10 protein-coding genes and 1 other RNA gene are annotated in these 23,337 nt (G+C 54.1%); all 11 read left to right on the top strand.

What is annotated here, in order from left to right:
• The first annotated feature begins 9 nt into the window (after positions 1–9).
• Positions 10–498, top strand: a complete 489-nt coding sequence (gene smpB, locus ACTG2T_RS16450) for an SsrA-binding protein SmpB (RefSeq protein WP_005334498.1) — start codon at positions 10–12, stop codon at positions 496–498.
• 166 nt (positions 499–664) lie between these two features.
• Positions 665–1,024: a transfer-messenger RNA gene (ssrA, locus tag ACTG2T_RS16445) on the top strand.
• A gap of 296 nt (positions 1,025–1,320) precedes the next feature.
• Positions 1,321–5,565, top strand: coding sequence for an ATP-binding protein (locus ACTG2T_RS16440; RefSeq protein ID WP_236321996.1), 4,245 nt, complete (start codon positions 1,321–1,323; stop codon positions 5,563–5,565).
• On the top strand, positions 5,558–6,769 hold the full coding sequence (locus ACTG2T_RS16435) for an EAL domain-containing response regulator (protein ID WP_128835297.1): 1,212 nt from the start codon (positions 5,558–5,560) through the stop codon (positions 6,767–6,769). The genes ACTG2T_RS16440 and ACTG2T_RS16435 overlap by 8 nt, the downstream gene beginning before the upstream one ends.
• Positions 6,770–7,297: 528 nt before the next feature.
• A complete protein-coding gene (gene fdhF / locus ACTG2T_RS16430; RefSeq protein ID WP_330124767.1) occupies positions 7,298–11,482 on the top strand; it encodes a formate dehydrogenase subunit alpha in 4,185 nt (1,394 codons plus the stop codon).
• Between the two features lie 55 nt (positions 11,483–11,537).
• Positions 11,538–12,700 (top strand): IS3 family transposase gene (locus tag ACTG2T_RS16425; protein WP_330125766.1). Its coding sequence is split into 2 segments (ribosomal slippage): positions 11,538–11,793 and positions 11,793–12,700, totalling 1,164 coding nucleotides; the frame shifts between segments, so codons are not numbered across the junction.
• A 124-nt stretch (positions 12,701–12,824) separates the two neighbouring features.
• Positions 12,825–13,022: a ribbon-helix-helix protein, CopG family gene (locus tag ACTG2T_RS16420; protein WP_043119603.1), complete on the top strand. Its 198-nt coding sequence runs from the start codon at positions 12,825–12,827 to the stop codon at positions 13,020–13,022.
• Entirely contained in the window at positions 13,019–16,144 is a 3,126-nt protein-coding gene (locus ACTG2T_RS16415) for an anti-phage-associated DUF499 domain-containing protein (protein ID WP_127008751.1), read from the top strand. The genes ACTG2T_RS16420 and ACTG2T_RS16415 overlap by 4 nt, the downstream gene beginning before the upstream one ends.
• Before the next feature lie 25 nt (positions 16,145–16,169).
• The gene (locus tag ACTG2T_RS16410; RefSeq protein ID WP_127008749.1) at positions 16,170–17,258 is read left to right on the top strand and encodes an anti-phage-associated DUF3780 domain-containing protein; all 1,089 of its coding nucleotides are present in this window, start codon (positions 16,170–16,172) and stop codon (positions 17,256–17,258) included.
• A 119-nt stretch (positions 17,259–17,377) separates the two neighbouring features.
• A complete protein-coding gene (locus ACTG2T_RS16405; RefSeq protein ID WP_330125097.1) occupies positions 17,378–20,392 on the top strand; it encodes an anti-phage-associated DUF1156 domain-containing protein in 3,015 nt (1,004 codons plus the stop codon).
• 60 nt (positions 20,393–20,452) lie between these two features.
• On the top strand, positions 20,453–23,203 hold the full coding sequence (locus ACTG2T_RS16400; protein WP_330125096.1) for a phospholipase D-like domain-containing anti-phage protein: 2,751 nt from the start codon (positions 20,453–20,455) through the stop codon (positions 23,201–23,203).
• Positions 23,204–23,337: the final 134 nt, after the last annotated feature.

The following is a 23,337-nucleotide window of genomic DNA, read 5'->3' as shown; positions in this document are numbered from 1 at the left end:
TCGCCCGTCATGAGCAAAAAAAACAGTAAAAACAAAGCCGGGTCCAGCACCATTGCACTCAACAGAACCGCGCGCCACGAATACTTCATCGAAGAGAAGATCGAAGCGGGTCTGTCCCTGCAAGGGTGGGAAGTCAAATCCCTGCGGGCGGGCAAGGCCAACATCAGCGAAGCCTATGTCATCTTCCGCGATGGCGAGGCCTATCTGTTCGGCTCCAGCTTCCTGCCACTGCAAGCGGCCTCCAGCCATGTGGTATGTGACCCGACCCGCACCCGCAAACTGCTGCTGAGCCGTCGTGAACTCGACAAGCTCGAAAGCCTGATTGCCCGTCAGGGCTACACCATAGTTCCCCTCGCCCTCTACTGGAAACAGTGCTGGGTCAAAGTCGAGATCGGCCTGGTGAAGGGCAAGAAAGAGCACGACAAGCGCGAAGATACCAAGGCCCGCGAGTGGGATCGGGAGAAAGCCCGCATCATGAAGAACAAGCATCGCGGCTAACCCGCTACTGGCAGGATCTGGACGCCAGTTCACCTTCCCCCGGCGCAGCTGGCTCTTCAAGCTCAGCTGCGTACAATAAATCGGCAAACAGACTGGCTGCCAGAGGGAATGGGTATCAACGCCTTGCTATGACAGCATTTTTGCGTACAATCGCAATTAACAACTTGGGGCTGATTCTGGATTCGACAAGATTCACGAAACCCAAGGTGCATGCCGAGGTGCGGTAGGCCTCGTTAATAAACCGCAAAAAAATAGTCGCAAACGACGAAAACTACGCACTAGCAGCTTAATAACCTGCATAGAGCCCTTCTACCCTAGCTTGCCTGTGTCCTAGGGAATCGGAAGGTCATCCTTCACAGGATCGTGTGGAAGTCCTGCTCGGGGCGGAAGCATTAAAACCAATCGAGCTAGTCAATTCGTGGCGTGTCTCTCCGCAGCGGGTTGGCGAATGTAAAGAGTGACTAAGCATGTAGTGCCAAGGATGTAGTAATTTTGGACGGGGGTTCAAATCCCCCCAGCTCCACCAAACGTTTGGAAAGGGCCATCTCGCAAGAGGTGGCCCTTTTTATTTGTCCATGTCCATGTTGTTTACCGATATCAAACTGGTTGGATTTTTTTCCAATATCCCCCTTGAACTGGCCTTTGGCAAAAAAAAATCAGGCGCATCACCGCGCAGGCTTTATCATCAGGTTGCCATCCCGATACTAGCCGGACTCACAGCCGCACATCGGCATGTCGTGGCCCAATATTGAGTAAATTGATGTTGGCCGCTGCATTTTAATGCACTTACAATATGCGCCCAATTCTGTTGGATTCCTTCTGATGCTCCGCCAATGTGATCGTCTATTCCTGTTTCTCCTGCTACTGCTCTGGGGCGTGGCGGCGCACGCCATTACCAGTCTGAATGAAGACGAGTTTGATCTGTCTGAGCGCGCCTGGCTGTCATCACACCAGGAGCTGGTCATCGGCATGCCGATGATGGGTGACCCTCCATACAGCTATAAGGATGCAGATCAACGTTTTACCGGCCCAGTCCCCGACATTGCGCAGCAGATTGCCAGAACGCTCGGTTTGACCCTGCGCTACAAGGTTTACCCCTCCTACGTGGATGCGCTCTCCGGACTTGACCACGGAGCAATCGACATACTGGTGAACGACCAGCCAAGCGAACAATGGCGATCCAATATTGTCTCCCTCCCGTTTTTGCTCTCCATGCCACGCGGCGTGCTGCTCAACAATGGCAAAACGAAGTTGTCACGACAGGATGCCCATGGTTTGCACTGGGTCTGTGTCACAGGAGTCAATGCTTGCAGTGAATTGAAAAAACTGGGATTTCTCCGTGTGACCGAGGCAGAGAGTCGCAGTGAAGCAGCCTTTATGCTCAAAAAGCGCATGGCTGACGCCTATCTTGCCGACATGCCGTCACTGGTGATGGTGAGAGATCAGCATCCCAAGGCTGGCTTCACCATTGCCACTCCGGAATGGGTAAGCGGCACGTCTCTCTCCATCAATATGCACAAGAGCGACCCGGCACTAGTCAGCCTGGTGAGCAAGGCATTCAACGAGATACCGGTTGAAGATCGTCGTCACATGCTGGCCGCCACTACGACTAGCCAACATGCGGACTCAGGAGCGGTGAAGTCTGTGCAGTTTACCCCTGAGGAGCAGGAGTGGCTCAACCAGCATCCTGAGCTGACTTACGGCGTCTCTCCGGACTGGACCTCCATGAGCGAATTCAATTACCGGGGCAGGCTGGTCGGTTATGTGGCGGACCTGATGGCGCTGATGCAGCAAGTCTCCGGGCTGAAGTTCTCTCTGGTTCGCACCAATAGCTGGGGTGAAACCCAGAATATGCTGAAGCTGCGGCAGATCGATTTTATTCCGGCCATCTCCCCCAACCACGACCGCGGCCAGTTTGCGCTGTTCACCCCCGGCTATCTGTTTGTCGATCGGGTCGTTATTGCCCCCAAAGGCAGTACCGATATCACCGATCTCTCACTGCTGCGAGGGAAACGGGTCGGCATGGTGCATGGCTCGCTGGATAAAGATCTACTGACCCACATCGGCGCCCATCTGGTAGAGGTCAACAATGACAACCGCTTGCTGGAGCTGCTGGACACGGGCGATGCCGACTACGTGATGGTCACCCTGCCATCCATCAACAAGCGGGTGAGCGAACGCTATCAGGTGGTCTATGCCGGCAAAGACTTGCGCCTGCCGGTCGCCATGGCTACGCGCAAAGATCCCATGCTGCAGCGGATCCTCACCAAGGTGCTCTATTCGATACCGCCGGAGGAGCTCAATAAAGTGGAGAGACGCTGGCTCTCCATGAGCGTGCAGACCGGCATCAATAGCGAAACAGTGCTGTTCTGGTTCGCAATGGGCGGCGCGGCAGCCACCCTGCTGTTTGCCCTGTTCTGGGCCTGGAACCGCACCCTGAAACGGGAGATCGTGCAGCGACAACGGGCCGAGAAGACACTCAATGAGCAGTTGGTGTTCGTCCAGACCCTGCTCGACTCCCTGCCCAATATGGTGGCATTGCGGGATCACGAGCATCGCCTGACCCTCTGCAACCGGGCATACCGCGAGCTGTTTATCGGTGACGGATCCGCAGGAGATGGCTGGGGTTATATGACCGAGGACGAGCGGCAACAGATGCTATGCGAGGAGCGTGCGGTCTGGGAAACCGGCGAGAGCTTCCAAGGATCGGGTTATACCCAGCGCGAGGGGGATATTCCCCTTCACGTGGTCTACGTCAAGTTGCCCTATCGCGCAGCAGACGGCGCGATTCAGGGGGTGCTGACGGTATTGACCGATGTCAGTGCCCTCAAGGCCGCCGAAAACAAGGTGCGAGAAGTGGAGGGCAGGCTGCGGGACATCACCGACAGCATGCCGGGTCTGGTTTATCAATATCTCTGGCAAGGGGCCGGCAAGGGGAAATTCCTCTATCTGTCCCAAGGAGCCAGCGACATTCTCGGGATGACCCATCAAGAGTTGATGGCAGCCGAGTCTGGCGGCGTGATCCTCGGCTTGAACGACGAGGCTCTGGCAGCCTTTATCGATAAGGTGGCCAAACATGCGCGAACCCTTGAGCCGCTCGATATGGAGGTGCTGGTGCCCTCTGTTCAGGGGGAGCGATATATCCAGATCCGCGGCAACTTTGTGGCGCAACAGGGCAATGATCGCCTGCTCAACGGCGTGGTGCAGGACATCACCGCCATCAAGCAACAGGAGCATGAACTGCGCGAGGCGCGCGCCGCAGCCGAGCAGGCGATGCAGGCTCGCAGCCGTTTTCTGGCCACCATGAGCCATGAGCTGAGAACCCCCATCTCGGGCATGCACGGCATGCTGGAGCTGCTGCGCATGAGTGAGCTCAATGATGACCAGCGCTATCTGCTGCGCAATGTGGAGAGCTCGGCCAACCACCTGCTCTATCTGGTCAACGATATCCTCGACTTTTCCAAAATCGAGGCGGGTCAGCTGCACCTCAATCGCCAATCCTGCCGTCTGCAACCTGTGGTGTGCGATGTGATCCGCGGCCATGCCGCACTGGCCTACAGCAAGGGGCTGAAGGTCACGCTCCAGTGGGAGGATCAACTCCCCGACCTGGCCGATATCGATCCGGTCAGAGTGGGCCAGGTGATTTCCAATCTGCTCAACAACGCGGTGAAGTTCACCGAGCAGGGCATCATTTCGATCCAGGCCAGCTATCACGACCAGCAGCTGGTTATCGCGGTGACGGATACCGGCATCGGCATCGCCGAAGAGAAGCAAGCGCTGCTCTTTACCCCGTTCGAGCAGGTGGAATCCGATATCAATCGCCGCTTTGGTGGCACCGGTCTGGGCCTGGCCATCTGTGATCAGCTGGTGAAGAAGATGGGCGGCACCCTGACGGTCAAGAGCCAGCTCGGTGAAGGGGCCTGTTTCCGCTTCAGCATCCCGCTGCTCAATGTCCTGTGGGAACCACCCGCACTGGCGGGCAGCGAATGGTGGTGGCTGGGTAGCGATGCCACCTTGCAGGTCACCATGGCACGGCTAGGCGCCCGATTGAGCCCCCTCGAGATCCACCAGCTCACCGCCGATCTCGACGGCCTGCTGTTGGCGGAAGAGGCCGCGCTGGAGTCCAGTATGGGGAGCGATTGGCACACCTTGCTGCAATCCGGCACTCTCAAGGGGGTCATCCTCTCCCCCCGCGAAGCGTTGCGGGGGCGCATGGGCTCGGAGAATTGGTGGCGCCTCGGCCAATCCCCTCTCTATCCGGATCTGTTGCTCGAAAGCTGCCGCGAGCTGATCACCGAGCGAGCCGTGACCACCCATGCCGCCAGCATCGAAAAACTGGGCGGGCGAGTACTGGTCGCCGATGACCACCTAGTCAATCGCGCCCTGCTGACCCGTCAGCTGGCGATTCTGGGGGTGGAGTGCGAGGTAGTGGAAGATGGCAAGAAGGCATTGCGCGCCTGGCAAACCCGGGATTTCGCCCTGCTGATCACCGACTGCCACATGCCGCACATGGATGGCTACACCCTGACCCGCCGCCTGCGAGAACAAGGGGAGCAGGCCCCCATCCTCGGCGTTACCGCCGATACCTCGGAGGAGGCGGCAGCCAATATGACGGCAGCCGGCATGAACGGCATGCTGTGCAAACCCTATTCGCTGGAGTCACTGCGCCAGATGCTGCTGCGGTGGTTGCCCGCGACTACGATCACAGAGAGAGTGCCCGCACGACAGGCCATCAATCTCGACATGATCGGTCGCTGGCAAGATCTGTTTGGCGATGAAGAGATTGCCAAAAGCATGGCAAGGGAGTATCTGGCCTCCAACCGGAAAGATTGCCACGCTATGATGAGCGCGCTCTCCTCCGATGATAGCCAGGAGCTGGTGGAGATCGCCCACCGCATCAAAGGGGCAGCCAGAATGGTCGGGGAGCTCTCCCTGGCCGAGCAGGCGGCGCAACTGGAATCGGCGGCCCGCCTCAAACAGTTGAGCGAGCTCGCGCTGCTGACACAGAGAGTGGAAGAACAGATGAACAATATTGAACGTGAAATGGGATTGTGGCTCGATGAGTAGAACGGCAGACGAGTTGGTCATCATGGTGGTCGAGGATCACGGGTTTCAACGCAAGACCCTGATGCACCAGATCCGGGCGCTCGGTTATCAGCAACTGCTGGAGGCCGCAGACGGCATCGAAGCCCTGGCGCTGTGCCAGAGCCACACTGTCGACATCCTGTTCTGCGATCTGCGGATGCCCGGCATGGATGGCATGGCGCTGCTGCGCCGCCTCTCGCTGGGTGGCTTTCGGGGCGGCATCATCCTCTCCAGCGCGCTGGAAGATGACGTGGTGGAGGCTGTGCTGCGCATGAGCGCGGCCTATGGTCTCCATGTGCTGGGTCGCATCGAGAAACCCTCCAGCCCGCAGCGGCTGCGCCAGTTGATCGACTCCTGGACACCCAAGTCGGCCCCCTCGGGCAAGGACGATGGCCTCGTCCTCTCGGTGGACGAGCTCAAACGCGCCCTCGACAACGACCAGTTGCTGCCCTGGTATCAACCCAAGGTCGGCTTTGCATCCGGCCAGTGGGTGGGGATGGAGGCGCTGGCCCGCTGGCAGCATCCGGAATATGGGCTGATCTCCCCCGGCATGTTTATCCCGCTGGCGGAAAACAACGGCCTTATCGACCAGCTGACCGATGTCATCATCAACAAGTCGCTGCAGGATTGCCATCTGTGGGGCCAGACCGGCCTCTCCCTCAATCTGTCGATGAACCTCTCAACCACCTCGCTGATTGAGGGAGACCTCTGCCACTTCCTGATCAACCAGTGCCAGCGCTGGGGCGTCAATCCCGAGCTGATCACCCTGGAGGTGACCGAAAGCTCGTTTGTCGAGGATATCGGCAAGGCGCTGGAGGTGCTGACCCGGCTGCGGATGCACGGCTTTGGCCTCTCCATCGATGACTTCGGTACCGGCTACTCCTCGATGCAGCAGCTGGCGCTGCTGCCGTTTACCGAGCTCAAACTTGATCGATCTTTTGTCGATCGCTGCTATGCCGACCCCTCCCGTCTGGCCATTATCGAATCGAGCATCGAGCTGGCACGCAAGCTGGGGCTGAAATCAGTCGCCGAAGGGGTGGAAGATGTACAGACCTGGCAACTGCTGGCCAAGCTGGGGTGCGATATCTGCCAGGGCTTCTTCACCGCCCGCCCGATGCCACGCAGCGAACTGCAGCACTGGCACCAGATCTGGCAAGCCCGGCTGCCCACCCTGATATCCGGCTGATCTTCCGCAACCAACCCTTTGGGCCAACAGCGCGCCGATCGGCAACGTGAATGGCCACCTTGGAAAAGGTGGCCATTTTCTTTATCTAGGACTCGCCACTCACGCATGCCCGCCCCCTCTCCAGCAACTGTCTATCCAGCCGAGTGCCCCCCCCCTTTGCTCTGCATGCACCGCATGCCTTGCGTCACCATTTATGCAAAATAAGTTGCATCAAAAATGGTGCTACTGGCGGATCACGCCTACCGCTAGCGAGAGCAGCCTCTCTTCTACCAGACGCATAAACTGACAATAAGACAATGAATCACCTGCTGTAACAGGAATGGTTCTCAACGATGCGCCGTGCCGATGAGGTAGACAAGACAACCTGAAATCGTTTTCCCTTTTGAACAATAAGCTGTCTAAAATCAAATAAAGTTGTAAATAATCTTTGTTATGGTGAGCGTATAGCAAGCGGCCTCCCTGTCGCTTCCCCTGCTGGCTCCGCCAGATGCAGCATTTTCTGCGCCTTGAAAGCGAGTTTATGACGCCATGATCACCATCACCCTCGATGGGGCTCAGTTGACGGTTGACCCGACCAGAACCCTGCTCCAGATAGCCAAACAGCACCAGACTGATATCCCCTCCCTGTGCGGTGACAACACCAGCGGCCCCAAGACCCCCTGCGACCTCTGCGTGGTCGAGATTGCCGGTCTCGGCATCCGCCGCGCCTGCGAGACGCGCCCCAAGGCAGGGATGGTGATCACGACCCAAAGCGATGCCCTGCGCGTACACCGCCAGCAGGCGCTCGGCCGCATCCTCTCGAACCACTACGCCGATTGCGAAGCCCCCTGCCAACGCGCCTGTCCGGCCGGGGTGGACATTCAATCCTATCTACATCACATCGCCATGGGGGATCACGAAGCGGCAATGGCCGTCATCAAGCAGACCCTGCCGATGCCCCTCTCCATTGGCCGGGTCTGCCCCGCTTTTTGTGAAGCGGAGTGCCGCCGCGCGCTGGTGGATGAGCCGCTGGCCATTCGTCAGCTCAAGCGCCATGCCGCCGATCTCGATCTGGCAGAGGTTGCCCCCTATCAACCGGCAAAGAAGCCCGCCAAGGGCAAGCGGGTTGCCATTATCGGCAGCGGCCCGGGCGGCCTGACCTGCGGTTACTATCTGGGTTACGAGGGGTTCGAGGTCGATCTGTTCGAGGCCATGCCCAAAGCGGGTGGCTGGCTGCGCTACGGCATCCCCGAGTACCGGCTGCCCAAGGCGATCCTCGATCAGGAGATCGACCTGATGTGCCAGAGCGGCATGCGGATCCACACCCAGCAGCGACTGGGCCACCAGATCACCCTCTCGGCACTGTGCCGCGACTATGATGCGGTCTGTCTGGCAGTCGGCGCTTCCAAGGCGGTGCCGATGGATTACCCCGGCAGCACTCTCGAAGGCTGCTATCTCGGGGTCGATTACCTCAAGGATCGGATGCTGGCCAAGCGGCTCACCACCGGCAAGAGGGTGGCGGTGATCGGGGGTGGTAATACCGCTATCGACTGCGCCCGCACAGCGGTACGCCTCGGCGCCGAGACCACCCTTATCTATCGCCGCACCCGCGCCGAGATGCCCGCCGAGGCATATGAGATCGACGAGGCGGAGCACGAAGGGGTGCGCTTCATGATGCTGACCAATCCGGTAGAGAATCTGCCGGACAGTCGTGGTCGCGTCTGTCAGGTGCGCCTCGAGAAGATGGCCCTCGGCGAGCCGGACGCCTCCGGTCGCCGCCGCCCGGAGCCAACCGGCGAGTACCTCATTGAAGAGTTTGATACCGTGATTGCGGCAGTGTCGCAGCAGCCGGATCTCAGCTTTATGGAAGGGGAATCCCTCACCCTCCCCTTCACCCGCTGGCAGACGCTGGAATCCCACCCCGAGACCATGCACAGCGGCCACGGCAACCTGTTCGCCATCGGCGATCTGCGCCGCGGGCCCGCCACCGCCATCGAGGCGGTTGCCGATGGTCGCAAGGCGGCGCTGGCGATCGATCAGTTCCTCCACGGTGACATGGTCGATCCGGTTCGCCCCTTCAACGCCTGCAAGGCACCCACACTCAAGCAGGTCGATCCCGCCCAGTTTGCTCACCTGAAAAAAGTCGCCCGCACCATCATGCCCCATCTGGCAGAGAAAGATCTCGAGGGCAGCTTTGCCGAGGTGGAGCGTGGTTTGAGTGATGCCTATGCCCGCAGCGAAGCCAGCCGCTGCCTCGAGTGCGGCTGTCAGGCCAACACCGATTGCGCGCTACGCGACTATGCCACCGAATACAAGGTCGAGCAGAGCGCTCTCGATACCAGTCAGTGCCAGAAGTTTGCGGTGGATAACAGCAGCGAATTTATCGTGTTCGATGCCAACCGCTGCATCGGCTGCGGCCAGTGCGTGCAGACCTGTGGTGAGCAAGCGGTGCAGGGTGTGCTGCGCTTTGCCAAGAACAGCGATGGCACCCTCTCGAACCGCCCGCAGTTCGACACGGGGCTCTCGATGGGCGACTCCCACTGCGTGCAGTGCGGCGCCTGCGTACAGGTCTGCCCCACCGGGGCCCTGGTGGATGCCCGCGACAAGTCGCAGGGGCGCACCGAACTGCTCACGCCGGTCAATACCATCTGCACCTACTGCGGGGTCGGCTGCGGTATCACCCTCTACATCGATGAGGCGCGCAACCGCATCCGCTATGTGGAGGGGAACCGCAACTCACCGGTCAACCAGGGGCTGCTCTGCGTCAAGGGACGCTTCGGCTTTGACTTTATCCAGAGCGAGGAGCGCCTCACTACCCCGCTCATTCGCAAGGATGGCGAGCTGGTTCCCGCCAGCTGGCAGGAGGCCATCGCCCTGGTGGCCGAGCGCTTCACCGCCCTACGCCAACGCTATGGCAGCAATGTACTGGCGGGTTTCTCGTCGGCCAAAACCACCAACGAAGAGAACTACCTGTTCCAGAAGTTCATGCGCCGGGAGCTGGGCACCAACAACGTGGATCACTGCGCGCGGCTCTGCCACGCCTCCACCGTCACCGGGCTGGAGGCGTCACTCGGCAGCGGCGCCATGACCAACGACATCCCGAGCATTGATCACTCGGATCTTATCTTCATCATCGGCTCCGACACTTCGGCGGCCCACCCCATCATCGGCTCCCATATCAAGCGGGCCGTCACCATGGGCAAGGCGCGGCTGGTAGTGGCCGATCCGAAACGGATCGAGATGGCGGACCATGCCAGCCTCTATCTGGCCCACCGCCCCGGCACCGACGTGATGCTGCTCAACGGCCTGATGCAGCAGATCATCCAGAACAACTGGCACGACAAGGCCTATATTGCCGCACGAGTGGAAGGATTCGAAGCGCTGCAAGCCGAGGTGCTCTCCCCCGCTTATGCACCGGACAAGGTGGCCCTTGTCACCGGCGTACCGGCCGAGCAGGTGATCGAGCTCGCGCGCCTTATCGGCACCGCCGAACGCACCGCCGTCTACTACTCGATGGGGATCACCCAGCACACCACCGGCCACGACAACGTGCGCGCCATCGCCAACCTGCAACTGCTGTGCGGCAACATCGGCATTGAGGGGGGTGGCATCAACCCGCTGCGGGGCCAATCCAACGTGCAGGGCGCCTGTGACATGGGGGCGCTGCCCAACTGCCTGCCCGGCTATCAGAAGGTGGCCAACCCCGAGGTGCATGCCCGCTTCGTGGCAGCCTGGCAGCAGCCAGACTTGCCGCGCACGCCCGGGCTTACCCTCACCGAGACCATCGATGCCGCCTGCGCGGGCAGCATCAAGGGGCTCTACGTGATGGGAGAGAACCCGGTGCTGAGCGATCCGGATCAGCACCACGTCATCGAAGGGCTCAAGCAGCTGGAGTTTCTGGTGGTGCAGGATATCTTCCTCTCGGAAACTGCCCAGCTCGCCGATGTGGTGCTCCCCTCCTGCTCCTTTGCCGAGAAGAGCGGCCACTTCACCAACACCGAGCGGCGGGTACAGCGCATCTCCCCCGCCCTCAAGGCACCGGGCGACGCGCGGGAGGATTGGTGGATCATCCAGCAGATCGCCAACGCCATGGGCGGCGACTGGCGCTATCAGAACCCGCAGGAGATCACCGCCGAGATCTGCCGGGTCACCCCGCAATACGCCGGCATCCAGTGGGATAAGGTAGGTGTACAAGGGCTACAGTGGCCCTGCAACGACGCGACGCCCGAAGGCACTCGCCTGCTCCACGGCAAGCAGTTCACCCGTGGCAAGGGGGAGATGGTCGCGACCCCGTTCCGCTATGCCGCCGAACTGCCCGATGAGACCTATCCCATCGTGCTCACCACCGGCCGCCTGCTGGAGCAGTTCCACACCGGCACCATGACCCGCAAGACCAAGGGGCTCGACAAGCTGGCTGGCCCGCGGGTGATGATGAGCGTGGCTGATGCGCAGCGGTTGGGGATCAGCAACAGCGAGCGGGTGAAGGTCACCAGCCGCCGCGGCCATATCGAACTGCCCGCCTTCGTCACCAAGCGGATGCAGCCTGGCGTGGTCTTTATCCCGTTCCACTTTGCCGAAGCCCCGGCCAACCGGCTCACCATCAATGCCACCGACCCCCACGCCAAGATCCCCGAGTTCAAGGTAGCTGCGGTGCGCATCGACAAGCTGGAATCCCCGTCGCAAACTGGAGAGCTATCTATGCGGAAGGAGCCAGCCAAGCCTGTAGTGGTCTAATCATCCCGGACACCATTTTAGGTGGTACAGTCGCCACCATGACCTGAGGTGTTCAATGACAAGATTACGTCGCTCATTTACTGCCGAATTCAAACTCGAAGCCGCATCCCTGGTGCTCGACCAGGGATATTCTGTCCCCGAAGCCAGTCGTTCACTGGATATCGGTGAAACCATACTTCGCCGCTGGGTTCGGCAACTGCAATCCGAACGCAGTGGCACTACCCCAATCAGCAAAGCACTGACTCTGGAGCAGCAAAAAATTCAGGAACTGGAAGCCCGCATCAACCGGCTCGAACGTGAGAAGGACATTCTAAAAAAGGCTACTGCTCTCTTGATGACGGACGAGTTCACACGTTCGCGCTGATAGACCGATTAAGGGAGCAAGCCCCCATCACTCTGGTCTGCTGCGCCTTCGATGTTCCCACCTCCTGTTTTTACGATTATCTGGCTCGCTGGCGGACGATTAACCGTGAGCGCATGCAACAGCGCTCTGAGTTGCGCCGTTTGTTCAAAGAGAGCAGGGATTCGGCTGGCAGCCGCGCCTTGATGTCGATGATGCGAGAGTTGGGGTATCAGATTGGTCGATTCAAAGTACGTAACCTGATGAAGGAAGCCGGCCTGGCATCCAAACAGCCGGGCGCACACCGCTATAAGGTGGCACGGTCTGAACGACCGGACATTCCCAATCTGCTGGCCCGCGAATTTGATGTCCAACAACCCAATCAGGTGTGGTGTGGCGATATCACCTACGTCTGGGCAGGTGGTCGTTGGCATTACCTGGCAGCGGTGCTTGACCTGCATACCCGGCGGGTTGTGGGGTGGGCGATGTCAGATAAACCAGATGCCGAGCTGGCCATCAAAGCACTTGAGATGGCGTATCAGCAGCGGGGTTGTCCGTCAGGCGTGCTGTTTCACTCTGACCAGGGCAGCCAATATGGCAGCCGGGCATTTCGGCAACGACTGTGGCGCTATCGCATGACCCAGAGTATGAGTCGGCGTGGCAACTGCTGGGATAACGCCCCGATGGAACGGTTGTTCAGAAGCCTGAAGTCAGAATGGCTCCAGGCAAGGGGATATATGAGCCTGCGGGAAGCAAAGCGGGATATCAGTTATTACCTGATGGATCACTACAACTGGCGACGTCCACATCAATACAATGACGGGATACCGCCAGCAAAAGCCGAGGATCGGCCTAACCAAGTGTCCGGATTTAGTTGACCACTACAGAGTGATGGAACTGAGCTGTACGGAGTCAATTTCCAAAAGAAGCCTGTCTCAGTTGTCCAACCATCTTCAAGACAGTATATTGCAGTACATTTGCAGGCATTTCTGGGAGAATGGAATGGCTACCACCAAGACGGCAACGCTTACCATCCGAGTCGATCCTGGCTTGAAAGACGCATTGCGAGCCGCAGCGCAGGCTGAGCATCGCTCTATTGCAAACATGGTAGAGGTACTGATCCGCGAGCATTGTGAGAAAAGTGGTATTGCCATTGAGCAGCCCGGAAAAATGGAACAACTTGGGGAACGCAAAGCATGATCAAGACAGTTAAGCAGGCCTGTCGTTTTAATCCTGTCATTCAGGATTATCGAATGAGTCAGGGAATTGAGAACCTAGCGGATCTCATTAATGATGCTGGCGACGGCAAAGAGTTTTTTGCTCGCAATTATGTAACCCACGGCATGGAGCAACTCTTTCGCGAAGGTATGCTTCGCCTCTCTGGTAAGTCTGATCAAGCTGTTTTTGAACTCACGCAGGCGATGGGTGGCGGTAAAACCCACATGATGATTGCGCTAGGTCTGCTAGCAAAACATGCTCATCTACGCCCCGAAGTTCTGCCTGCTGATCTGAATGTACGACTGGACTTTGGTAATGCCAGAATTGCCGCATTTAACGGCCGTAACAGCCCTGATAACTACCTATGGGGGGATATTGCGACCCAACTCGGTGAGCCCGAAAAAATCAAGTCACACTGGGTCGGTGGCCCTAAAGCTGTTGATCAGCAAAAATGGAAAGAGATAATCGGCGACACTCCAACGCTGATTATGCTTGACGAACTCCCCCCCTATCTCCAAAACGCATGCACACAAGCCTACGGCTCGGGCACTCTTGCTGACATGGTTGTCTACAGCCTCAGTACTTTGATGAGTGCTGCGTTGGAACTACCCAATTGCTGTATTGTCATTGCCAACCTATCGGGAAGTTATGAAGGCCAAACCAAGGCTCTCAAAGAGGCCATTTCTAATCTGCAGCAAGAAACCCGCCGCCAGTCGATGACCATTACCCCCGTTCAACTATCGGGTAATGAGATCTATGAGATTCTAAAAAAACGCCTAATTGATGAACTGCCGGATGAACAGACCATAGGCGATGTCGCGGAGGAGTACGCCCAACAAATCAAAAAGGCAGAAGATGGTGGATACATCATCTCATCAAGCATCGAGCAAATCGCCGATCAGATAAGAGAGACCTACCCATTCCACCCCTCTTTCAAGCACTTGGTTGCTTTGTTTAAAGAAAACGAAGGCTTCCGGCAAACACGAGGTTTGATGCAGTTCACTGCTCGCCTACTGAAAAGTGTGGAACAACGTCAGACCGATGATGTGTTCCTTATCGGCACCCAGCATTTAGACCTCAATGACGAACAAGTAAAAGATGAGATCGAACGCATTTCACCTAAGTTGATTCCGGCGGTGACTAGAGACATTGCTGACAAGGGGAATGCCATTGCTGAGCACATCGATAGTGAACTTAGCAACGATGCTGCGAGTCAACTAATGACCCTGCTCTTAGCGTCATCTCTCTCTCGTGCGGTTGGTGGGCGTATCGGTCTGTCAGAAAGTGAAGTGATTGAATTCTTGGCTGCACCTAACCGTAAGGCTGATGAGTTCCTCGACACGCTGCAAAAGTTGCGCGAGCAAGCTTGGTACTTGCATCGGGAAGATCAACGTTTTTACATCAAAGAAACCGAAAACCTGTCGCGTCAGATCGAGCGAAGTGCAAAGGAAATTCCACAGCCTAAAATTGATCAAGCGTTGATTAATCGGCTTAAAGGCATCCTGCAACCTAACCGCCGTAACGTCTATCAAGAAGTACAGATTCTTCCGCGCATGGACGAACTCAAATTGAGCGGTCCGCGAGTCCTAATCGTGATCAAGCCCGATGGCAAAGTGCCTCCCAGCGAGCTGAACAACTTCTTTGAGTTTCAGCAGGAGAAGAACAACCTGCTAGTACTGACCGGGCAGGACAGCATCATGGCTGATGCAGTAGAAGAACGCCTACGAGAGTTGTACGCCATCGAGCAAATTGAAAAACGCTTGAAAGCTGGCGACACCCTGTTTGAGGAAGCACGAGACAGGTTGGAAGAAGCTGAGGGGCGTTTTATGAAGGCCTTGTCTGCCGCATACAACACTATATGGTTCCCCGGCATCGAGGTGATGGATGGAACTGAACGCTTGCTCAAAGTCACCATCGATCAGGGATTAAGAACCGGTGAAGGAGATCAATCTGCTGAAGCGCAGATTGAAACGCTCATGGCAGATCCAAGAGCGAACTATAAGCTGGCTGCTGACCTAAAGGATGACTTCCTCCAGTATTTTGCGATGGCCGAATCTGAATTGTGGCCCTCTGGTGCCAGCAACCGCCGAACACCATGGAAGGATGTGGTCAACCGAGCCAAGTGCAATGCAGGTTGGCCTTGGATGCCTGGTGTCAGCGGTATGGATACACTTAAAAACGAAGCCTTGAAACAAGGGCGTTGGCGATTAGGAGAAGATGGCTACGTTGAGAAGGGGCCCTTTCCGAAAGAGAAAACCAGCGTCAACGTCTCGCTTCTGGGCACAACACCAGACACGGGCGAATCACTGCTTAGCTTGACACCGAGAAACGCAGGTGAAAGTCCTGTCATTCATTACTCTACCTCTGCCGCTGTGTCGAGTTCAGACCAGAGGGTGGATGACTTGGAGAACTTTGCCACGACCGAAGGTACACTCTATTTCTTAGTGGTTGACCCAACAGGTAAATACGAAAGTGGCGAACCAACGCGCTGGGTAGCCGAACTAAAGATTAGACACCAAGTTGAGCCTTTTGCCGATAAGCGCAAAGTCACACTGCAGAGTACCCCTAAAGCCGAGTTGTACTACACCTTGGACGGCAGCAATCCAAAAGACGGTCAACCCTATACCAATTCGTTCGAAATTGGATCAGAGGCAACCCGTTTGCTGGTCTACGCAAAATCCGGTGAAGCAACGCAAACAGCCGATTTCAAGATCCCACATAGCGGTGACAAAACGGTTCAGATTGATGACACCAAGCCTGCACGCTTAAACAGTAGCAAACGGATTCCGCTGGATACGACAGAAAAGGTCTTTACTGTCATTAACCGGTGCAAAGATCAGGCAAACACTCGCTTTAAAGGTGTGCGCATCGAAATAGGTGAAGGTGAAAAGACCGTTAGCATTCGCTTTGGAGAACGCCAAATCACTGCCGCGATGATTGAGGCAACAATCAACAACCTGCGCGATGTCCTGAACGAAGCTGATGCCAATGTCTCAATTGCGGTTAGGGACGGTATCGATTTTGAAAATGGCTTTGAAGCAAAAGAGTTCGCCAAGTTGGTAGGCATTGAGTTGAAGCCTGGCGACATTACCCAAGACGACTAAGCACGCCAACACAGAGGTTATTGATATGGCAAAGACACCAATAAGCAGAACGACAACAGCGGCTAAGCATCCGACGCTGGGCTTTGGTGTGCCTGCCACCAGCGATCCCCACCACTTCAAAGTGGTCATCACCAAGAGTAATAACGGTGAAGTAAAAATCAGCGAGCACCTTGGCTTACAAGCGCAAAGCGAAAAATTTTCTGTGATTGATCGCGTCCTACTGGACAGGTCACGCTGGGCCGCAATTCGAGCCGAAGTGCAGCGAGCATTTAATGCTCGCTTGAAAAGCTATGGCTTGAATACAAGCAGCTGGGAAGTAGGAGAAAATGTTGTTGACCGTCTGCTGGGTAAAGAGCTCTGTGTGCTGGCTTGGGCAATAGAAGGGATGGAAATTGATAATATCCCTGTTGCAGTACGTAACTGGTTAGCGCTTCGTCCAGAGGAACGTTGGTGGTTATTTGGCATGACTGCGAAAAGTAGTGGCGGCATTGAGGATCGTGATGTGGGTTGGCGTATCGCTTTGCGTCATGCTCTGGGTGATATCGTTCAAGCCGAGCAAACTGAGTTCACTCAAGACAGCAACGTATCCTACAACAGTGACCGTGTATCAACGTCACATGAAGTAGAATCGCCATCCGCCGGTTATGACGCATTGATACCCGTCGGCGATGATAATACACCTCCCCAATATGCTGATGGTCATAACTCGATACCGCTCGATAGTGCCAGTACACCCAAGCCTAATCTAACTGAACAAGACACCTCTTCTGCGGAAGAGGTCTTATTCTTGTACGAGGCCAAACAAGCTAAGGCTTTAGGGCGCCCTGTAGGTGAGCTCAGCAGCCCCGAGTTCTTGGTCAAAAAAGGCTCAACAGCAAACATCGCTCTCGCCAGATCTGTTCGCCCAGCAATTCGAGAGCTGCGTCAAAAGCTGTTAGATGAGGGCATACTCGTGAAAAAAGGGAATGTATATTCTTTTACCCACGAGTATCTTTTTAAAAGCCCCAGTGCAGCCGCATGTGTGATTGCTGGCAATCCACGCAGTGGCATGGATGCATGGCGTGATCTACAAGGCCACAGCTTGAAAGAGCTAGGATACGGTAAGAAAAATTAACATATGATGTTAGCATTTTGATAGCTAATTACCACATCATAATATAAAAATAAATCACAGGCCGAGATATAAGTATAAATAGAAACTTTGTGTCTCGGTCTGATTGGAGATGGAAATAAATGACAGAATTGACTCCATTCGCGCTTAAGGATGTACCAGCTCTTATTGAATCGGTATTCCCAGCACAAAAAATTTCATTCGAAGCCCAAAAAGAACGAAAAGCTGGCCCAGGCCAGACACTAACCTCCCTTGGTTCTTATTGGAAAGGCAGAAAACCTCTTATCCTTGTTCGCTCAGTAGTTCTGGGTTCACTTCTGCCTCAAACCGACGACAGTGAAAAAGATCTCGAAATATTCGATATGCTGATGGGCTTTGATATCGATAGCCTCGCCAAACGCGCACTCATTCAAAATAATATTAAGCCTGCAGAAATTGCCTTCCGTATTCAGCTGCATAATCCTTGGGATTATTTTAGTCACAACATAAAAGTCACTGATGATAATATCAATGAAGTCGATACCTTGCAGTTTCCTATCAATAGTGACGCTCTCGGTTTAAAACTTCGCTGGCGACGTGATATTGAGGAGAACGAGAAGCTAGCAATTTATCGTGAATATCTGGAAACTGTTGATGGTTATGAGGCAAGGGCTAGCCTTTGCAAAAGACCAGAGGAGTTAGACCAGGATTGGCTTTATGCACATATTTGGCCCAGCGTTAATCAACATTATCAAAATTTTGGAATTAAGGCTAAATCTCACCAAGAATTGGTTGAGCAACTTGGTCAACTTCGCTACGGACATCGTCCAAAGGTAGCCGATACGTTCAGTGGTGGCGGTTCAATTCCATTTGAAGCAGCCAGATTAGGTTGTGATGTATACGCGTCAGACCTGAATCCAATCGCATGCATGCTCACCTGGGGTACATTTAATATTATTGGTGCAAAACCAGACACCCATAACTCGATAATAGAATGGCAATTAGAAATCAAAAACAAGGTAGAAAAGAAGATAGCTGATTTAGGAATCGAACATGATTTAGAAGGCAACAGAGCAAAGGCTTTCTTATATTGCATCGAGGCTCGCTGCCCCGAAACGGGATGGATGGTTCCGCTGTCTTCTACTTGGGTTATTTCACCAAGACAGAATACCGTTGCAAAGCTTATACCAAATAATGAAACCAAATCGTTTGATATTGAAGTAATCTCTGGCGTTTCAGATGCAGATTTTGAAGCAGCAAAAGCTGGCTCAGTTCAAGACGGGAAAATGGTTTTCGAACTAGATGGAAAAATCTATCGTACGCCAATTAAAACGCTTAGAGGTGATTTCAGGAATGGTGACGGAAAAACCAAAAATCGATTAAGGCCATGGGAAAAACTAGATTTCAAGCCTAGGAAGGATGATGTTTTTCAGGAAAGGTTATATGCCATCCAATGGATTACCAAAGAAACCATCAATAGTGCGAGAAAAGATGTATTTTATACTTCCGTAAGGGAAGAGGACATCAAACGCGAACAAGTGATCGAGAAAGTTATTTCTGACAATATCGCTGATTGGCAGGCTAATGGGTTCTTGCCTGATATGGAAATTGAGCAAGGAGATGAAACGACTAGATTAGGTAGAGAAAGAGGATGGACTCACTGGCATCATTTATTCACGCCAAGAGATCTTCTTGTTCTATCTCTCATTAAGCAGGAAATAAAGCAGCCTGAACTATTGCTAGAGTTTTGTGGAGCTTTGGACTTCTGCTCAAAATTATCGCGATGGATTGTCAGGTTCTCCTCTGGCGGTGGGAGTGATTTCACCTCTAACGTATTCTCAAATCAAGCATTAAATACGCTTTTCAACTGGGCAAATCGTTCTTTTTTTGACCTTGAGTTTGTTCAGAATTACCCAAATCACATATTGGGGTCTAATACCGAGGTGAAATCAGTAGCAAGTCATGAGATGTCGAAATTTCAAGATGTCTTTATAACAGATCCACCTTATGCCGACGCAGTTAATTATCACGAAATCACCGAGTACTTCATCGCCTGGCTGCGAAGAAACCCACCCAAACCATTTGATGAATGGACCTGGGACTCTCGCCGCGCCTTAGCTATCAAAGGTTCTGGCGATGACTTCCGGAAAGGCATGGTTAGCGCCTATCAAGCCATGTCCGATCATATGCCAGACAACGGTATGCAATGCGTGATGTTTACCCATCAAGATACAGGCGTGTGGTCAGACATGATCGGTATTTTCTGGGCATCCGGTTTGCAGGTTGTTGGCGCATGGTATATCGCCACCGAAACAAGTACCGAGCTGAAAAAAGGTGGTTACGTGCAAGGTACGGTGATACTGATGCTGCGCAAACGGCCCGCAGGGGAAAACGCTGGCTTCAAACAGCGACTGCTCCCAGCAGTGCGCGCGGAAGTAAAGCGCCAGATCGAAACCATGATGCATCTGAACGACGAAGTTAAAGGCAAGCTCGGCGAACCTGTCTTTAACGACTCCGATCTACAAATGGCTGGTTATGCAGCCGCGCTAAAAGTGCTGACCTCTTACACCCATATTGGCGGTGAAGACGTCACCAGCTTTGCTTTGCGTCCCCGCACCAAAGGTGAAATGACTGTCGTAGATGAAATCGTGCAACAAGCCGCTGAAGCAGCCAATAGTTTGCTGGTGCCAGAAGGTTTAAGCGCTGATACTTGGCAAAAAATCAACGGTATTCAGCGTTTCTATTTACGCATGATGGATATTGAAACCACTGGAGCCACCAAACTAGATAACTACCAGAACTTTGCTAAGGCCTTCCGAGTAGAAGACTACAGCCGGGTCATGGGTAACATGGGTGCCAATAGGGCTCATTTGAGGCAAATCCCAGAGTTTCAATCACGAGATCTCACGGACAGTACCGAAATCGGTTCAACTTGGCTTGGCTATTTAATTATTGGGTTACAGCAGATTCTCAATGAGAAAGAGCCACAGACCGTTGTCAACCAGTTGCAAGCAGACTTACCAGACTTTATGGAAGCGCGGCCAATACTGATCGACATCCTAGCGTTTATTGAAAAGAAAGCTCCTGAACAAGCCACTCGCGATGCAGCAGATGTGTTGGGTGCTCGTTTGAAAAATATGCGCGCGCTTGGTCAATAAAGTAGGCACAACAACGAAGCAACAAGGTAAGTAACCACCGCGGATGGAGATTCCACAGTAATGAGCATTCGTCGCTTTTCATCACGTACACATAGACTTGACAGTAGCTTCTTGCTGGAGCACCTAAAAGGTGCTCGCAGCTATAAGCGGATTGCTGGTTATTTTACCAGCTCGTTATTTGAAGTCGCCAACGAACTGATTGAGTCTATTCCCGATGTAAAAATCGTCTGCAACGTGGATATCCATCCCGACGACCTGAAGGTAGCCCAGCTACGCGAATCCAAGATGATTGGTCGATGGAATGAGCAGGATATTGAAGCCGAAAGTCTGCTCAATCGTGACCGCTATCGCCAGTTAGATAGTTTTCTCGCTAAGCATGGCCAAGTTATTCGCGTCGCCCCTGATAGCGTTTGTGGTTTTCTACACGGTAAGGCTGGCGTGATAGAGCTAGCCGATGGCCGAAAAATCGGCTTCATCGGCTCCATGAACGAGACCAGTAGTGGCTGGCAACGCCATTACGAAATTCTTTGGGAAGACGAGTCACCAGAGGGGGTGCTGTGGATTGAGCAAGAGTTTGAATACTTGTGGAATGCGGCTCGACCTCTACCTGAAGCTATTATCCGTGAGGTAAAACGCCGAGGTTATCGCCGTGAGGTGCTATTTGAAGATATTGATGAAGATGACGATATTGCCCCAGCAGCACTTATTGAGTCACCACTTTATCGCCAAGGGTTCTCCTTGCAACCTTGGCAACAAGGGTTTGTGAGTGAGTGCATTCGTCATTACCACAACCATGGTATTGTGCGCTTGTTGATTGCCGATGAAGTCGGGCTGGGTAAAACCTTGTCGATGGCGACGGCGGCTCTCGCACTATGCTTGCTCAGCGATCGCGAGAATAAGAAGCGCAAACCTGTCATTATTTTTGCTCCTGCCACACTGTGTGAACAATGGCAGGTGGAAATGATCGATAAACTGGGTATCCCTTGTGCTCGGTGGCAAACCCAAAAGAAAGCTTGGCTGGATCCTGAAGGGAGAATTATTTCACCAGCAGGGCAAGAGCATATTGCCAAGTGCCCTCTGCGTGTTGGGATCGTATCCACTGGCCTGATGATGCGCGACTCGTTGGAAAAGCAATATTTGCTGGGATTACGCTTTGGTGTAGCTATTTTGGATGAAGCGCATAAAGCTCGAAGCCGTCAAGGCTTCGGCAAAGACGCGGGCACCCACAATGAGCTGCTTGCGTTTATGCGCGAGATTGCTGCGCGCTCCGATCACGTTATTTTAGGCACCGCGACCCCTATTCAGACTCGCGCCGAAGATTTATGGGATTTGGTTGGGATCCTGCATCAGGGGGACGGTAATTTCGTACTCGGTAACGACTTCTCTAAATGGCACCGACCTCAAGAGGTACTACCGATTTTGTCTGGTGAACAACGTGTCACCAAACCGAGTTTTGCCTGGGAGCTGCTGCGCTCCCCTTTACCTGTCGTAGATTCGACTAATGAACCGTTTGCACGCCGCTTATTTAGCTCTGTGCGTCAGGATCTTGAATTAATTAATCGGAATGACCGGTGGAATATTAATAGTTCGTTATCCGACCTACACAGGGACTCCTTGGAGTACCTTGAGGATGAATTAGATAGAGACATTGCTAGTGCCAGTTTTTTTCAACGGGAAAATCCATTCATCCGTCACATTGTTTTGCGCAAGCGAGTAGCCCTAGAAGATGCTGGTCTTTTGCCGCGTATTGGTGTGGATGTTCATCCAGAGAAAGCCTTGGCGAAAGAAGTCCACTTGTTTAATAGCTTGTTCGAGGGTAAAGCGCTTAGAACAAGTGAGGATTTCCGGCAAGCCTATTCGGAGGCCAGACTCTTTGGCAAAGCTCTGGCGCAGAGTGGAAAGGGTAGCGGCTTCATGAAAAATCTGATGGAGCAGCGGATTTGCTCAAGTATTGCAGCCGGACTGAATACAGCGCGAATGCTGCTTGAAGGGAGAACTGTTCGTGAAGAAAGTGACGAACAGGTTATCGAGCTCACTGCCGAAAGCCCCGAAGAGATTGCCGTTTTGCAACGAATGATCTCTCGGCTAGAGCGTATTGACGAAGATCCCAAGCTCAACGCCGTCATTCATTACCTCGAGAAAGAAAAGTGGCTGAAATATGGCGTCATTATTTTTAGCCAGTATTACGACACGGCGAAATGGGTCGCCGATTCACTTGCTGAACGCTACCCCGACCAAGCGGTCGGCCTCTATGCTGGCGCTGGTCGCAGCCGCCTGTATCAAAAAGGTGAAAGCGTAAATATTGAGCGCGAAACGCTAAAACGCATGGTAGCAGAACATCAACTGGAAATAATGGTCGCCACCGATGCAGCTTGTGAAGGCCTAAACCTCCAGACGCTGGGTACACTGATCAACATTGACTTACCTTGGAATCCTACTCGCCTGGAGCAGCGGATCGGTCGTATCAAGCGCTTTGGACAAGTTCGCGAAAAAGTCGATATGCTGAATCTTGTCAACGAGCAAACTGTCGATGAAAAAGTGTACGATAAGCTTTCCGAACGGATGCAGGATCGCTACAACCTTTTTGGTTCTCTACCAGATACGATCCGTGATGAATGGATCGAGGATATTGAAACTATGGGTGAGAAAATGGATGAGTACATCAATGCTCAGAAACAAGCCAATGGCTTTGACCTGCGCTACACCGAAACCATGGCTCCATCTGATAAGGATTGGCGTGACTGCTCGAACGTTCTTTCACGTCGTGATTTCGCTGAGCTGATGACGTCTGGGTGGAATGAGAGTAGATAATTGTGTGGCTTACCTTCGCTGTCGCGGGAGCTATCTCGGATAGCGCCAAGGCTACGTTGCCTTGGTTGATATAATCTCTAAGAGAGGGAAACATCATTAATACGTGGACACCTGACTGGATCGATGTCCAATGT

This window comes from Aeromonas sp. 75A (genome assembly GCF_051919425.1).
GTDB lineage: Bacteria > Pseudomonadota > Gammaproteobacteria > Enterobacterales > Aeromonadaceae > Aeromonas > Aeromonas veronii.
Note: the sequence above shows the minus strand (reverse complement) of the source record. Positions and strands in the feature narration are given on the sequence as shown.

What these genes read in the sequence shown, in the direction of transcription:
- smpB (WP_005334498.1), top strand. Translation starts at nt 10, where the DNA reads ATGAGCAAAAAAAACAGTAAAAACAAAGCCGGGTCCAGCACCATTGCA.
- ACTG2T_RS16440 (WP_236321996.1), top strand. Translation starts at nt 1,321, where the DNA reads ATGCTCCGCCAATGTGATCGTCTATTCCTGTTTCTCCTGCTACTGCTC.
- ACTG2T_RS16435 (WP_128835297.1), top strand. Translation starts at nt 5,558, where the DNA reads ATGAGTAGAACGGCAGACGAGTTGGTCATCATGGTGGTCGAGGATCAC.
- fdhF (WP_330124767.1), top strand. Translation starts at nt 7,298, where the DNA reads ATGATCACCATCACCCTCGATGGGGCTCAGTTGACGGTTGACCCGACC.
- ACTG2T_RS16420 (WP_043119603.1), top strand. Translation starts at nt 12,825, where the DNA reads ATGGCTACCACCAAGACGGCAACGCTTACCATCCGAGTCGATCCTGGC.
- ACTG2T_RS16415 (WP_127008751.1), top strand. Translation starts at nt 13,019, where the DNA reads ATGATCAAGACAGTTAAGCAGGCCTGTCGTTTTAATCCTGTCATTCAG.
- ACTG2T_RS16410 (WP_127008749.1), top strand. Translation starts at nt 16,170, where the DNA reads ATGGCAAAGACACCAATAAGCAGAACGACAACAGCGGCTAAGCATCCG.
- ACTG2T_RS16405 (WP_330125097.1), top strand. Translation starts at nt 17,378, where the DNA reads ATGACAGAATTGACTCCATTCGCGCTTAAGGATGTACCAGCTCTTATT.
- ACTG2T_RS16400 (WP_330125096.1), top strand. Translation starts at nt 20,453, where the DNA reads ATGAGCATTCGTCGCTTTTCATCACGTACACATAGACTTGACAGTAGC.